This window comes from Bacillus sp. AFS073361 (assembly GCF_002567005.1).
Lineage (GTDB): Bacteria > Bacillota > Bacilli > Bacillales > Cytobacillaceae > Neobacillus.
This window is the reverse complement of record NZ_NUZU01000218.1, coordinates 1-12439: the sequence shown is the minus strand read 5'-3', so window position 1 is coordinate 12439 and position 12439 is coordinate 1. Positions and strand designations below refer to the sequence as shown.

General features: G+C 35.7%; 15 protein-coding genes and 2 pseudogenes. 4 read left to right on the top strand and 13 right to left on the bottom strand.

Translation table 11 applies throughout. From position 1 onward, the window contains the following. Window positions 1–115: 115 nt before the first annotated feature. A complete protein-coding gene (locus tag COJ96_RS26175) occupies window positions 116–937 on the bottom strand; it encodes a DUF817 domain-containing protein (protein ID WP_180230275.1) in 822 nt (273 codons plus the stop codon). A 297-nt stretch (window positions 938–1234) separates the two neighbouring features. Continuing rightward, entirely contained in the window at window positions 1235–1438 is a 204-nt protein-coding gene (locus COJ96_RS30585; protein WP_483861188.1) for a YoqH family protein, read from the bottom strand. A gap of 217 nt (window positions 1439–1655) precedes the next feature. Between COJ96_RS30585 and COJ96_RS26170 the strand changes: the two genes are divergently transcribed. Beyond that, window positions 1656–2027 carry a VOC family protein gene (locus tag COJ96_RS26170; RefSeq protein WP_098576577.1) on the top strand — a complete coding sequence of 124 codons (372 nt, stop codon included), beginning with the start codon at window positions 1656–1658 and terminating at the stop codon, window positions 2025–2027. A 21-nt stretch (window positions 2028–2048) separates the two neighbouring features. Continuing rightward, entirely contained in the window at window positions 2049–2447 is a 399-nt protein-coding gene (locus COJ96_RS26165) for a nuclear transport factor 2 family protein (protein WP_098576576.1), read from the top strand. A 225-nt stretch (window positions 2448–2672) separates the two neighbouring features. Here the strand turns inward: COJ96_RS26165 and COJ96_RS26160 are convergent. After that, window positions 2673–3185, bottom strand: a pseudogene (locus COJ96_RS26160) (GNAT family N-acetyltransferase). Between the two features lie 156 nt (window positions 3186–3341). On the opposite strand from COJ96_RS26160, the pseudogene COJ96_RS26155 reads away from it, so the two are divergent. Continuing rightward, window positions 3342–3830, top strand: a pseudogene (locus COJ96_RS26155) (pyridoxamine 5'-phosphate oxidase family protein). 106 nt (window positions 3831–3936) lie between these two features. On the opposite strand, the gene COJ96_RS29425 reads toward COJ96_RS26155, so the two are convergent. The 3 genes from COJ96_RS29425 to COJ96_RS26145 form a co-directional block, all read right to left on the bottom strand. After that, a complete protein-coding gene (locus tag COJ96_RS29425) occupies window positions 3937–4401 on the bottom strand; it encodes a CBO0543 family protein (protein ID WP_098576575.1) in 465 nt (154 codons plus the stop codon). A gap of 171 nt (window positions 4402–4572) precedes the next feature. Next, a complete protein-coding gene (locus tag COJ96_RS28945; RefSeq protein ID WP_180230271.1) occupies window positions 4573–4740 on the bottom strand; it encodes a hypothetical protein in 168 nt (55 codons plus the stop codon). A gap of 149 nt (window positions 4741–4889) precedes the next feature. Beyond that, window positions 4890–5024, bottom strand: coding sequence for a BA3454 family stress response protein (locus COJ96_RS26145; RefSeq protein ID WP_098576574.1), 135 nt, complete (start codon window positions 5022–5024; stop codon window positions 4890–4892). Window positions 5025–5481: 457 nt separating this feature from the next. On the opposite strand from COJ96_RS26145, the gene COJ96_RS26140 reads away from it, so the two are divergent. Continuing rightward, a complete protein-coding gene (locus COJ96_RS26140) occupies window positions 5482–5955 on the top strand; it encodes a hypothetical protein (RefSeq protein ID WP_098576573.1) in 474 nt (157 codons plus the stop codon). A 61-nt stretch (window positions 5956–6016) separates the two neighbouring features. Here the strand turns inward: COJ96_RS26140 and COJ96_RS26135 are convergent, their stop codons facing one another. The 7 genes from COJ96_RS26135 to COJ96_RS26095 form a co-directional block, all read right to left on the bottom strand. Continuing rightward, window positions 6017–6448 carry a DUF192 domain-containing protein gene (locus COJ96_RS26135; protein WP_218936554.1) on the bottom strand — a complete coding sequence of 144 codons (432 nt, stop codon included), beginning with the start codon at window positions 6446–6448 and terminating at the stop codon, window positions 6017–6019. Window positions 6449–6912: 464 nt separating this feature from the next. After that, entirely contained in the window at window positions 6913–7227 is a 315-nt protein-coding gene (locus tag COJ96_RS26130; RefSeq protein ID WP_098576572.1) for a DMT family transporter, read from the bottom strand. 1 nt (window position 7228) lies between these two features. Beyond that, the gene (locus COJ96_RS26125; protein WP_098576571.1) at window positions 7229–7570 is read right to left on the bottom strand and encodes a DMT family transporter; all 342 of its coding nucleotides are present in this window, start codon (window positions 7568–7570) and stop codon (window positions 7229–7231) included. Window positions 7571–7594: 24 nt separating this feature from the next. Continuing rightward, window positions 7595–8176, bottom strand: a complete 582-nt coding sequence (locus COJ96_RS26120) for a TetR/AcrR family transcriptional regulator (RefSeq protein ID WP_098576570.1) — start codon at window positions 8174–8176, stop codon at window positions 7595–7597. A 145-nt stretch (window positions 8177–8321) separates the two neighbouring features. Next, entirely contained in the window at window positions 8322–9293 is a 972-nt protein-coding gene (locus tag COJ96_RS26115; protein WP_098576569.1) for a tRNA dihydrouridine synthase, read from the bottom strand. A 529-nt stretch (window positions 9294–9822) separates the two neighbouring features. Then, window positions 9823–10572 (bottom strand): GerAB/ArcD/ProY family transporter, encoded by a 750-nt coding sequence (locus COJ96_RS26105; RefSeq protein ID WP_180230270.1) that lies wholly within the window; start codon window positions 10570–10572, stop codon window positions 9823–9825. A 417-nt stretch (window positions 10573–10989) separates the two neighbouring features. Continuing rightward, complete coding sequence (locus COJ96_RS26095; protein ID WP_098576565.1) at window positions 10990–12198, bottom strand: MFS transporter; 1209 nt, start codon at window positions 12196–12198, stop codon at window positions 10990–10992. Window positions 12199–12439 lie beyond the last annotated feature (241 nt).

Here is a 12439-nt window from a genome sequence, read left to right as displayed (position 1 = left end):
TGATTGAATCTTATATGCATGGTTAAGATTCCATTAACCATTCGCTCTAATGATAAAAAATCCCTTAAGTTTTTAATACCTAAGGGATTATTATTAAGAAGATCAGTCTGAATGGTTATTCTATCTCATCGTGGATTCTATTTCTTATGTTACTATTGCTTTTCCCTATCCTGTTGGAATTTTCCCCTTTAACCTGCTTTAAGGTCGCTACGATCAGAAAGCTAACGATTACTAATAAGAGCCAAGAACTCACCTTTCCTAAATGAACGAGACTCCATGCATCGGTTTGGTTTGGATATTCCCATGCTCCAAAGAACGTTGCGATATTTTCAGCCACCCATATAAAAAATCCAATGAGTACAAATGAAAGCGCGAGAGGCATGCGATAACGCGTTCCACCAACCTCGTATGTGACCCACGATTGCCAGAAAACGATGATGACAAGTCCTGTTAACCACCAACGAACATCCAACCAAAAATGGTGGGTGAAAAAATTCAAATAAATCGCAGCGGCAAGAGGGACTACCAGCAAAAACGGCGGCCACTTCACCAATTCAACCTTAAGCCTCCTCCACGCCTGGCAAAGAAAACTTGCTACACTCGCGTACATGAAACCACTATACAAAGGGACTCCAAAAATTTTAGAAAATCCTTCCTCCGGATAAGACCAAGAGCCCATATGCACCTTGAAAAGTTCAAGAGTAAGTCCAATAAGGTGAAACAAAGTGATCACCTTAAGTTCATCCCGAGTTTCAAGCCCAGAGCGCACCATCCCCCACTGCATCAGAAGGCAAATAATGAGCAGCCAGTCATACCGCGGCAGAAATGGAAGTGGGATGATTTGTGTAATAGCCAAAGAGGCAAAAATAACGACAGGAAACAAACATGAAAAGGCTTGCTCCCAGCCAAAACGAACGAGTTGTTTAAGCGATCTAATCATTTGTATCTTCAAAGGTTTTTTCTGAGAATCACTTTGGATGGTTAAATTCATGCGGAACTCCCCTTTTATGAATTTGATTCTAATTTTGTAAAAGCGATATTTCTTTTTCTATTGAAATGATTTTACCATCCGTTTTATCGTTTTACAATAAATAATTAATGATTATAATTATATTTTTATTGGTTAAAGCATTCTTCCGATCTGATAAAAAGTTAAAAAGCACTCCTTATTTTCAAAGGAATGCTCTAAAATTTTTATGGAAATTTATTGTCCATAACAGGAGGAATATTATTCCTAGTTATGGCATCCGTGAAGGGTGTTTTGCAAAATAACTGGTCCTAATTTGTTGGTTTTCGAATTTGAAAGACGTACTTCTACGCTTGTATTAACTGGTAGTTCCGCTGAAATCTCATCAATTTTACCCACCCATGAATTACCGCCAAACCAGCTTGGAACGTTCTCTTTAACTAAATACAGCTTAAACCGCCAACTTTGAATCTAAATTTGATAAATGGATAGACGATAGTGAAAATAAGTAAAATTATGCTTTTAATAACGTGCAGCCAGATAAAATTCAATTTTAATACTTTGGAAGTGATCGTTGCTATGGGATTTTCCATTACACTTAATGGAAAATGTTGTGAATTTCAACATTCTCATTTATAGTTAAATTAAATAATTTGATTTACCCACATTACTTAAACAAGGAGATTATATGAAACTAGGAGCATTTTCTGTAAGTTTAAACGTGAAGGACATTCATTTATCCAAGTCGTTCTACGAAAAACTAGGATTCCAAGCTTTTGGCGGTGATATTACTCAAAATTGGCTGATTATGAAGAATGAAAATTGCGTCATCGGGCTATTTCAAGGGATGTTTGAAAAAAACATTCTGACATTTAATCCAGGATGGAATCAAAATGCAGAGAATCTCGAAACGTTTACAGACATTCGAGACATCCAAAAGAAACTAAAGTCTGAAGGTATAAAAATGCTGACTGATGCAGATGAAGGCACTGTTGGACCCGCACATATGATCATTGAGGATCCAGATGGAAATCAAATTCTTCTCGATCAACATCGGTAAGAGGGAAAATGGAGGTATAAAATGACTATGGAACAATCAATTACAACGAACCTCTCATTCAAAGAGATGGCCGTGTCTTTTCTACAGCTCGCTTCATCTGGGAAGGCCCGCGAAGCATTCCAGCGTTACGTAGGTCCCGATTTTTGTCACCATAACCCCTATTTCAGCGGAGATGCGGATTCGCTCATGCTTGCAATGGAAGAAAATGCAGCTTTAAATCCGAACAAAATCTTTGAGGTCAAACTGGTGATTCATGAGAAAGATACCGTAGCCGTTCATTCACATGTAAGACAGCACCCAGAGGATCTCGGAGGGGCAGTGGTCCATATCTTTCGATTCAAAGATAACCAAATCGTTGAATTGTGGGATATCGGACAACCCTTACCTGAGGAATCCCCTAACGAGAACGGTATGTTTTAAGTTCATTTAAGGGAATTGAAAAGGAATTAACGAACCAACCTACTATTATTAAATATTAAGTTGTCAGACTGTCGACAAACCCGAAAAACTTGGGATTTTCCGGCAGTCTTTTTTACGGCTCTGTTAAATGGTTTGTTTTATTCGCCCCTGCTCCTTCCCTCCATACCTATCAATTGGGTCTTAAATATCTGGATCTTTTATAAAAATTAAGAACTGAAAGTTCAGCTATTGTCCAATTAAGTTATAACTCCAATTATTGCACCGCATAAATCTTCCTGGAGGATATTCAAATTCGCATTCAGAGATAAACTGAAAGTCAAGCTTTCGACAAATTGCATTAGAAGCAGGATTATCAATCGATGGAAATGCGTGGATGTATGTATATTTGTTCTCACTAGATGCTTCTTCAATTGCTAACTTTACCGCTTTTACAGCTATTCCTTTCCCTTGTTAAGAGGGTAGAACGCTCCATCCAGTTTCATATACACTTTCATTATTCCAAGTAGTTTGCCAATAACCCACAGAACCTACTGGTTCTAATTCTGGTAACAATTTAATACTGAACATACGTCCTCTATTACCCAGTTCAAGATATCGTTTATGTCGCTTCAAAATCTGCTCTTTACTCTCTGGACCTCCAAGATACTGCATCATTTCTGGAGCGTTTATAAGAAAAAGCAAATCAAGGTCATTATCCTCCCAAGGTTTTATCTGAATAATATGGTTACTTCCTTCCAAATTTTCTTCATCCTCTCACCTTTTATTTTTATTTACTCTTTCTTTACGAAAGCTTCAAACACACACTGCCACTTTTTAGCAGTGTATCTGCCATACCTGAATAAATGTTGGTGGAAAGGGTAGCATACCTCTGTAAACTTTAATGAGGTGATGAAAATGTCTAACATGTTGAAACAAGAAGAAATGGAAACATTAAGAGAGTTAATCAAAGACGTAGACACGGCCATGCTGACTACGGTAACTGAAGAAGGGCTTGTTTCACGTCCTATGAAAACACAAGAAATAGAGTTTGATGGTGACTTATGGTTTTTCACTTAGAAAGCAACTAATAAATATGAAGAAATTTTACATGATCGAGATGTTAATGTGACTTATGCAGGAAAATCCTATGTTTCCGTCCGTGGAAGAGCAGAAATCGTTGAGGATTTAGGCAAGAAAAAGGAATTGTGGAGCAAAGCAAATGAAAAAATCATGCAAACTTCTTATGATGATCCCAACGTTATTTTGATAAAGGTAAATGCGGAAGCAGCTGAATATTGGGAAACCGGTAATTTTACGAAGAAAATCGCCTTTTTCTATAAACGCATGACAGGACAAAGTTCTAAATCGACAGATATTAATGAAACGGTTGAATTAAATAAATAATAGAAAAAATGGGTTGTCTGGCCATAGGACAATCCATTCAGCTGTGTTGAGTTATACCTAAAAACAAGCTGCCATTATTGACAGCACTGATCTTTCCCTTCCGCACCTATAATTTTCTTTCTTTCCTGTTTATCAAATGCATAAGGAAACGGATAAACAACATTAGAAGAAAGGTGCTGATAAATGTGTACTTCCATGTCCATGTATGGTATTTAATTAACTCGGTATATCTTTCAAACAAAATCTCAATTATCGTTAAAACAGTGGTGTACAAAATACCTTGTAGTACAATGTTGAAATATCTCGAACAATAAGTTGTTTGATAAAAGTAAATACAAACAACTGGAAATAGAAGATATTCATAAAGAAGACTGGAACTAAAATAGTTACTTAAAAATCTCACTGGATATTCGAGCATTTCCTCTTCTACAACAAGAACACCAAAAAACGTTGAAAAATATGAAGACAATGCAAAAATTACAATCCATTTTATGATAGGTGGTTTTCTTAAGCTATAAATCAATAGCGTGATCCCGATTATGAGCAGTGACCACAATATTATTCTTTCCATAGATAAAATAGCTCCTTTTCTTTACTTTGCTTATCAATGAGTATAACCAAAGTAAAGATCAAAGATAAGATTTTATCAATAGCCTAAAACTCATTAAAAAAAGACGCTTTCCGGAAAAGCGCCCGATTGTTGAAGATCATTGTAAAGTCCTTTTTATATGTATTATATTATTTAAAAAGTATAGGAAGCCTTGGGCTCTTTAGCATTCTTTAGTTCTTTTAAACTTTCTTTGATTAACTCTCTTTGTTCCTCGGTAATAATAAAATCCATTAGACGTTCCTCAAAATGAGCAATACGTCTTTCCAATTCCTCCATAGTAAGGTTATTAGTATTCTTCATAAACCTACCAACTCCTCTTATAATAATTAGTATTCTTCATAAAATCTTTCAAAGCCACTATTAGCAGCGCGATATTTAAGTAATGGAAGCTATCCAAAATCTATATACAAATGGTAGTTCTATTCGAATCCTTTTAATCCCTGGATTCTTTAATTTTCCCATTGTTTAAGAACTTGTTCTTTTGCTATACGATAAACTTCTTCTTCTGTTTGGTTTTTGGTAGCTATTACGTTGGTTTGATAAATTTTACCTTGATGTGTTACATAGATGGTATACTTGTACATTTTGTTCTTTCTCCTTTTTTCATTCTAATAATCTTAACTTCTCATTCCACTTTACTAATAAATTTAGTTATTCCTGCAATTGTTTATTAACTTTTTTATATTTTACAAATAATGCGAAAGTTATTAAAGCTAAAAAAAAGGACAATTTTTGACAAATTCACAACTTTACCAAAATTGATATCATCTCTAGCAACTGTGATGACTGGCAAAGTCAATAAAATCAACAAACTTTTTATAATTCTGATCTCTAATGAATTTTTTTACACTTCTTTGAATGCAGAAAATTGTCGAAATATAAATCTAAAAAAGGGGATATTCCCAAAAACCCAGCAGCTAAAATAAAAAAACTAAACTGAAACCAGAATAGATTCATCTGATTCCACTCCTTACCTTCTACATAGGATGGTAATGCCTGGTTAAACTAAAGTAGAGAATAACCAGAAAGGGGGAAAAAGCTGTGACACGGAAACTTATAGCCTTTTTCCTATTTGCCTGCCTTCTTTTCACCGGAGATTTTCAAACAGACGGCATGCCTCCGCCGGACCCCGTCCAGATGGGGATGGAAGAAGGATATTATGAAGGAATCCGTTCGGGGCTTGAAGACCGTCACAACTTCAGGATCTCCCGTGCTTGGCAGCAGATGCCGCGCTCCAAACTAAGCATTGACAACAAGATGGAAATAGCACGGCCCCTCATAAAAATAGGACTTCTCCGACAGGTATACCTCTCTTTTTCGTCTGGGGAGAAATTCTACGACTACCTTCATGCTCATCCGGAAATGGATGCGGTACAGGCCGCCCAGCGGAAACTAGGACAAAGGTTTGTAAGGGCGTACGAAAAAAGCTTCCAAAAAGGTTATGAGAAATCCCTCACTGCTCCACCCGATAAGGCGGCAAGCTACGCAGCCTTATTGAGGGAGAAGAATAGATAAGGGAAACCAAAATGGGCATAAAAATCACCACACGTCTAAGAACTCATAGAGGTGTGGTGATTTAATCAAGGTTTACATAATCCCCTACTTTGATTTGATACTTTTCAAACCATCCAAGATTAACTTCGATTGCATAATGATAAAAAAGTTCCGGATCATAAGTAGGACATTCATCCTGTTTACAAGGGACCATATCTAAAATTTTTAGAATTTTCCCGTCTGAATCAAGAAATGCAATAGATAAAGGAATTAAGGTGTTTTTCATCCAAAAACCGCCATATGTTTTTCCTGAAAACACAAATAGCATCCCCTCGTTTTCGGGTAGTTTTCTAACAAACATTAAGCCCTTATCTCTTTTTTCTTGAGTATCTGCAACGTGAACGGTTAAATTGGTTATCCTTTCTCCACTAGATACTGTAATCATTTTTGTGTGAAGACTTGTTTTTTTCGCTTGACGAAAAAGAAAATCGATTAATTTAAATCTATTTTTCAACAAATTCACTCACCTTGTCTTTTCCCTTTTATTATTTGGCTCTTATCGTAAACTTTGTTGCTGTGTTCGATTCATGGCCTATTCGGACAGCTCTGGTGAATCCAAAGGCACTCATGTCCGAACATCAGTCGTCTTCGGACAGCTCTGGTGATTCCAAAGGCACTCATGTCCGAATGATAATTCCTTCTTTAGATTTTTATGATTAAACCGGTTCCAAAAACACAAATTATTCCGAAAACAGCCTATTATTTAAAGGAAGAAAGTTGGAGATATTAAATAAAAACAACGTGGAAAACGCCTTTTCACTTTCTATACTTATTATATGGTTATACATTTAAGACTTTATTTCATCATCACAGCTACAATATATTAGCCAACAAAAAAAGCTGCTACAATGACAGCTCCGTTGCATAATTAATCTTGTTCTTCGAGTTCAATAAACTAATGGTACCTACTGCTAAATTCTACGATGTCATTTTCAATCCAATGACTGCTACTAATATTAGAGCTATAAATAAAATACGTCTCCAATCCTTTGCTTCTCCATAAAAAAGCATTCCAATAATTGTCCCGCCTACAGTTCCGATCCCTGTCCAAACGGCATAAGAAATTCCCGCGGGGAGGGTTTTCATGGCTAAACCTAGAAAACTAAAACTAAAAATAAATCCAATGAACAGAACCATATAGGACTGTATGTTTTTGTCTTTAACAACTTTATTCATACCTGTAACCCCAACCACCTCAAAAGCTCCTGCCAATATGAGATACATCCAAGCCATATTACACTGCACCTTCTTTCTTACTAGATTCAGTTGTGACAAGCTTTAAGCCTACAACACCAGACAGAAGTAAGAAAATAAATAATACTTTCGTCCAACTAAAGGTCTCTCCGAATATCAACATCTCCGCCACAACAGTCCCAGCTGTCCCAATTCCAGTAAAGACCGCGTAAACAGTAGCAACGGGTAGACTTTTTATTGCCTTTATTAATAACACAAATGAAATATATATAAGGAGAGCAATACCAACCCAAGAAAGCCAATTACTCGCATGCTTTAATCCTAATGCCCATAACACCTCAATAAGACCAGCCAATACAACAAATACCCAGTTTCGTTTCATAACCTATTCCCCCAAAAAATATCCTTATTCCTTCGAAAGTCCACGCCAATAAAGATACCAAGAGGCATCCAATCTCTTCATTAATCGTTCGGAACCTCCATATAACATTTCAACAAATATTCCATCTAACACTCCTAAAAATGCAGAAGTAGCTCGTTGTGAGTCAATGGTTGAGCTAATTTCTCCCTCCAACATAGCTTTCTCAACGACCAAAAGGAGATGTTTTTCTACCTTATCCAGATACTCATAAACAGAATCTATAACCTGTTCATAAAGATGAGCAGGTGGAAAGAAAGAGATTCGAAGCCAAAATTTTGTTATGTTGTTCTTCTCATATCTTTCTTTATATAGCAAAAGAAAATTATATAAGAATTCCTCAATCGGTTGTGTTTTGTTACTGTCTATATAATTAATAACGAATTTTAATTCGGCATCAAAAACATCACGGTAAACCTGTAAAAAAAGTTCTTCTTTCCCTTTGAAATGAGTGTAGATGGATTGTTTTTTGATTCCTACATCATCAGCGATATGTGCCATCGATGTTCCCTCATATCCCTTATTCGTAAAATGATTCAGTGCAACATTCTTAATTTGATTAAAAGTCATAAATACCACCTTCCGAACGGTCGTCAGTTATAATGTAAAACTTATCACACATTCATTTTTCAGTCAATCTAGTCTAAAGTTTTACCATTCTTACAGATCTCTTTAGTCAAATAAGAAAAAGGCTGCAACATCGCAGCCAGATTAGTTAGAATATTCCCGTCCCTTTTCCAAAGTTATCAAGCAATGCACGCACTTCATCTGTTGATTTCGTGTTCATCAATTGATTTCTTAATTCAGCAGCTCCAGGGAACCCTTTAACATAAATTTTGAAAAAACGATGAAGCCCTGTAATGGAACGTGGCAGTACTTCCGCATATTGATCTTGAAGATCAAGCTGTAGCCTTAATAGATCTAGGTATTCTTTACTGCTATGCTCTCTAGGCTCTTTTTCAAAAGCAAATGGATTTTTAAAAATACCTCGTCCGATCATCACGCCATCAATACCATATTGTTCAGCAAGCTGCAGGCCAATTTGACGGTCAGGAATGTCTCCATTGATTGTTAGTAGCGTATTGGGTGCGACACGGTCACGTAATTTTTTGATTTCCGGAATTAGCTCCCAATGGGCATCTACTTGGCTCATTTCCTTTCTTGTCCGCAAATGAATCGAAAGGTTCGCAATATCCTGATTTAAAATATGCGTTAGCCACTCCTCCCACTCATTGACATCCTTATCGCCAAGTCGAGTTTTCACGCTGACAGGCAGCCCGCCCGCTTTTGCTGCTTGAATAAGTTCTGCCGCAACGTCTGGGCGCAGAATAAGACCACTGCCTTTCCCCCTCGATGCCACATTCGGTACTGGGCAGCCCATATTAATATCGATGCCTTTAAATCCTAGCTCTGCCATACCAATACTCATTTGACGGAAATATTCGGGATTATCCCCCCAAATATGAGCTACAATTGGCTGTTCATCTTCTGTAAAAGTTAAACGGCCACGCACACTTTTCATGCCCTCTGGATGACAATAGCTATCCGAGTTAGTAAACTCTGTGAAAAACACATCCGGTCGGCCGGCTTCACTTACGACGTGACGAAAAACAAGATCTGTCACATCTTCCATTGGGGCAAGTACAAAAAATGGCCGTGGTAAATCACGCCAAAAATTATCTATCATTTCAAAACTCAATTCCTCTCACTATGGATCAACTTCAAACACTCGGTCAAAAAATATAAAGCCAAAAGTCCATTTCTTATAAACTTATATCATGATTAATAACTTATTATCAAACACAAGGACATTTTCACATTGATGATTTATGAAAAACTATTGTGAAAATCAGCAATGTTTATTTTATCGAAAATCAGTCCTAAATGCTATGTTTATAGACAAAAAAGTTACCTACCCTTTGTCCTTTTAGGTAGGTCTTTCACTGTTGTTGGGTTTTACTCTTTGCTTTTTTAAAGGTTTGTAAGATGAGATAAAACACAAACAATATGGGTAAATAAATATACAGAAAGCTAGTGGTGACTATGTTCATAACAGTCCCTACTTCCTCAACATCTACTTTACTTTTGACATTAATCACCATGAAATGAACGATAATAATGGATATCCATAATGAAAATCTTGGTTTAAATTTAAACGATTCTTTCAAAACTCGAATCGCCCCCCACAATGCCATACAACAAGGGGGAAGGATTACTCATAGCCATAAAAAAATAAAGATATATTCAAATCTTTCGATAAATGGAAAGCGGATAATTTTTGACATCATGAGGGTTGGCCAAGTAACATGTTCAAGCTGCCCATGACTAAAATAAACAAAGGAGATGATGGTAACCACTAAATATAAAATAGTTGTATACATTTGTGAAATGTGAGCCCATTTTTGGGAATTTTGATTATTTTTAATAAAAGGAAAATAAATAAGTAAAAATTCTGGTCCTGAGTACATAAAAATACTTTCTTTTGCTGATACCAAATAGTCACTTAAACTGTGATTAAAAACGGGTAATAAATTCGTCCAGTAAGCATATTGGAGTGGAAAATATACCGTTAACAGAAGGAGCGAAGGGATTAGCATCCCCCAAAAACAAATACCGGTAATAACCCTAAAGCCCCCAACAACTAAATATGAAATCACAAAAATCATAGTAAGTGATAAAAACCAGATAGGGGTATTAGGAAAAACCCAAGTAATCAGCACTGATAAATAGGACCTAATGATAGATGCAACAATTAAAAGCATATATCCATAAAAGAAAATATTTAATATGTTTCCTAGCCATCTCCCAAATATTTGTTGATGTAAAGACATAATATCCCCATTATTTGATTTCTTTAATAGGAAATACAGTAACCAAATAATGAGATGAATACTGATTCCGACTAATAAAACTGAAATCCATGCGTCTTGTTCTGCTCCCTTTATTATTTTACTTTGAAAATTCAACAAGCCTACACCGGTTAATTAGTTTTTCTTCCACATCTAATGGATTAGTTGTAACTAAGCGATCCTCAAATGGAATAAACTTTTTTATATCATTCATTCCACTAATCTTCTCCATATTTTCATGAATTGCGGGAAGAAGAAGGTTATTTATTTTCTTTGGATCCACCATACTTTTATAGTAACTAATAGTAATATCCTGTTCTCCAGAACTTGAAAGGCATTTATATCACCTAAATTGATTTTATGAAACTCTTTTACTTTGCCCCTGCACTTAGTTTTCATTCCCAATGTATCTTTTTACTTTTATTTTTTAACGACAAAAAACTAACCAGAAAATTCTCCAGTTAGTTTTTTCTCTCTATTGATTCGCATTTTTGAAGGAAGGATTTTGTTAATTAAAATCCTTCCTTCATAATGTTATTTTTGAAATACCTTTCTAATAAACAGTTGTTTATTCTTATAAACAATTATACTTACCAAAGCTAGTATTGCCCCTGATAATACGAATACCATTCTTACCCCTAACAAGTCTGCTAATATCCCCATTACCAAAGAGCCAGCCCCAAATATCCCCGTTCCAATCGCACTTAATGAGGTATATACAGTAGACAACTGCTCTTTGGTTACACTAGTTTGTATAACCGTTTGTTGAGGAATGTATTTGATTTGTCCAAATAGCCCCATAAAGAGCGATAGACATAAGGCCATGAGCGGATTACTATTTAGACTAAAAAATATGGTGACTATGAAACCAGTGAATGATCCAACAAAAATTAAAGTACCCAGGTTCTTTTCCACAAAACTAGGATATTTAATACAATAAATGCTTCCTATGATTAAGCCTAGAAAGAAAGCACCATTGACAAACCCCCACCACTTTTCATCAACGTGTAAAGCATCGTTAACGAAAACATATAAAATCGCCGCAATCCATACCGTCCCTGCAATGGTTTCTAACGTGTCTATCAAAGCAATTCTTTTCAATACAGGTGTATTTAATAATGTTTTCCAGCCCTCTTTGAGTTGTTCTAATTTCCCTTTTTGCTCCGATGAGGTATGACTAACAGTTTCTAATAAACTTAGCAAAACACTTGAAATTACGAACAAACATCCAACGAGCCAAATGAGTTGTTGCGGACTTAATATTATTAAAAACAGACTTCCTACGAACCACATTACTGCTTGGATGATTTGAGTAACTGTTTCAGCAATTCCATTAGCTATTATTAAATCATCATTGTTAACATAGTGTGGAATTAATGTTTGTCTTATGGGATTTGCACAACCGTCAAGAAGCGCAATCAATCCAATTATGAAGAAGATTAGATAATAATTAGATGATGTAACACCTACTATCATCAAACCCAAAATAACAAGCAGAATCGTCTTTCCAATTTGTGAGCAAGCCATTAACCATTTTAAATTCACTTTTCCCACTAAAAGAGGAGTTAACATGCTGGAAACAAACATAGATGAAGTAATCGTAAATGGAACGAATGATGACACTGTTGCAGAATCTGTTAAGTTGAATATCACACTAATAACACTGACGATATATAGGACATCGCCCATATTTGCAAGCGAATGACCCAACAGTAACAAAGTAAAATTTTTATTCAATTTCATTCTAAATCCCCCCGATATTTCAAATTTAGTATTGTTTACGGGAGAACTTAGATCGGACTGTTCATTTTTTGCCTATCTCCTTTCAAAATAGGATAAACCTGGGGGATGTAGATTTATCTCAAAATTTTTTCTAAAAAATGATTATATAAATTTTAGCAAATTTAAAACATTCAAAACAGGTGCGGAGCTAAACAATCACAAAAAGATTAATCTTCAATTAATCTCAGATTGTAGACAAAAG

What these genes read in the sequence shown, in the direction of transcription:
- COJ96_RS26165 (WP_098576576.1), top strand. Translation starts at nt 2,049, where the DNA reads ATGACTATGGAACAATCAATTACAACGAACCTCTCATTCAAAGAGATG.
- COJ96_RS29425 (WP_098576575.1), bottom strand. Translation starts at nt 4,401, where the DNA reads ATGGAAAGAATAATATTGTGGTCACTGCTCATAATCGGGATCACGCTA.
- COJ96_RS26170 (WP_098576577.1), top strand. Translation starts at nt 1,656, where the DNA reads ATGAAACTAGGAGCATTTTCTGTAAGTTTAAACGTGAAGGACATTCAT.
- COJ96_RS26095 (WP_098576565.1), bottom strand. Translation starts at nt 12,198, where the DNA reads ATGAAATTGAATAAAAATTTTACTTTGTTACTGTTGGGTCATTCGCTT.
- COJ96_RS26115 (WP_098576569.1), bottom strand. Translation starts at nt 9,293, where the DNA reads ATGATAGATAATTTTTGGCGTGATTTACCACGGCCATTTTTTGTACTT.
- COJ96_RS26120 (WP_098576570.1), bottom strand. Translation starts at nt 8,176, where the DNA reads ATGACTTTTAATCAAATTAAGAATGTTGCACTGAATCATTTTACGAAT.
- COJ96_RS26145 (WP_098576574.1), bottom strand. Translation starts at nt 5,024, where the DNA reads ATGTACAAGTATACCATCTATGTAACACATCAAGGTAAAATTTATCAA.
- COJ96_RS28945 (WP_180230271.1), bottom strand. Translation starts at nt 4,740, where the DNA reads ATGAAGAATACTAATAACCTTACTATGGAGGAATTGGAAAGACGTATT.
- COJ96_RS26125 (WP_098576571.1), bottom strand. Translation starts at nt 7,570, where the DNA reads ATGAAACGAAACTGGGTATTTGTTGTATTGGCTGGTCTTATTGAGGTG.
- COJ96_RS26130 (WP_098576572.1), bottom strand. Translation starts at nt 7,227, where the DNA reads ATGGCTTGGATGTATCTCATATTGGCAGGAGCTTTTGAGGTGGTTGGG.